The organism is Methylobacterium sp. E-016 (assembly GCF_022829745.1).
GTDB lineage: Bacteria > Pseudomonadota > Alphaproteobacteria > Rhizobiales > Beijerinckiaceae > Methylobacterium.
Genome location: NZ_JAKSYF010000112.1, coordinates 1 through 1,313, shown reverse-complemented (window position 1 = coordinate 1,313; position 1,313 = coordinate 1). Strand labels below are relative to the sequence as shown.

The window sequence follows — 1,313 nt, the reverse complement described above, 5'->3', positions numbered from 1 at the left end:
CCGACGATGCCCTCGTTCTCCATGCGCTCCATGATGGAGGCGGCGCGGTTGTAGCCGATGCCGAGGCGGCGCTGGATGTAGGAGGTGGAGGCCTTCTTGTCGCGCAGCACGACGGCCACGGCCTGGTCGTAGGGGTCGGCGGATTCGTCGCCGAACAGGGCGCCCTTGTCCATGACGGCGCCGCCATCCTCGGCGGGCGCGCCCTCCTCGTCGACCGTGACCGCGTCGAGATATTGCGGCCGGCCCTGGGCCTTGAGGTGGGCCACCACCTTCTCGACCTCGTGGTCGGACACGAACGGCCCGTGCACGCGGGTGATGCGGCCGCCGCCCGCCATGTAGAGCATGTCGCCCTGGCCGAGCAGCTGCTCGGCGCCCATCTCGCCCAGGATGGTGCGCGAATCGATCTTCGACGTGACCTGGAAGGAGATGCGGGTCGGGAAGTTCGCCTTGATGGTGCCGGTGATGACGTCGACCGAGGGGCGCTGCGTCGCCATGATCAGGTGGATGCCGGCGGCCCGGGCCATCTGGGCCAGGCGCTGGATCGCGCCCTCGATGTCCTTGCCCGCCACCATCATCAGGTCGGCCATCTCGTCCACGATGACCACGATGTAGGGCAGCGCCACGAGATCCATGATCTCGTCCTCGTACACGGCCTCGCCGGTCTCGCGGTCGAAGCCGGTCTGGACGGTGCGGGTGATGACCTCGTGCCGCTCCGCCGCCTCGGCCACGCGGGCATTGAAGCCGTCGATGTTGCGCACGCCGAGCTTCGACATCTTCTTGTAGCGCTCCTCCATCTCGCGCACCGCCCATTTGAGGGCCACGACCGCCTTCTTGGGATCGGTCACCACGGGCGTGAGGAGGTGCGGGATGCCGTCGTAGACCGACAGTTCCAGCATCTTCGGGTCGACCATGATCAGGCGGCACTCCTCGGGCCGGTGGGTGTAGAGGAGCGACAGGATCATGGTGTTGATGGCGACCGACTTGCCCGACCCGGTGGTGCCGGCGACGAGCAGGTGCGGCATGCGCGCCAGGTCGGCGATCACGGGCTCGCCCCCGATGGTCTTGCCGAGCGCGATGGCGAGCTTGTGCTTGGAGGTGGCGAAATCCTCCGAGGCCAGCAGCTCGCGCAGGTACACCGTCTCGCGCTTCAGGTTCGGCAGCTCGATGCCGATGGCGTTGCGCCCCTGCACCACCGCGACGCGGGCCGACACCGCCGACATCGAGCGCGCGATGTCGTCCGACAGCCCGATCACACGCGACGACTTCGTCCCCGGCGCAGGCTCCAGCTCGTACAGCGTCACCACCGGACCCGG

General features: G+C 68.3%; 1 protein-coding gene. It reads right to left on the bottom strand.

Going from position 1 to position 1,313, the window contains the following annotated elements:
- Window positions 1-1,313 (bottom strand): DNA translocase FtsK (locus MKK68_RS13765; protein ID WP_279605342.1); only part of this gene is annotated, 1,313 nt, incomplete at both ends.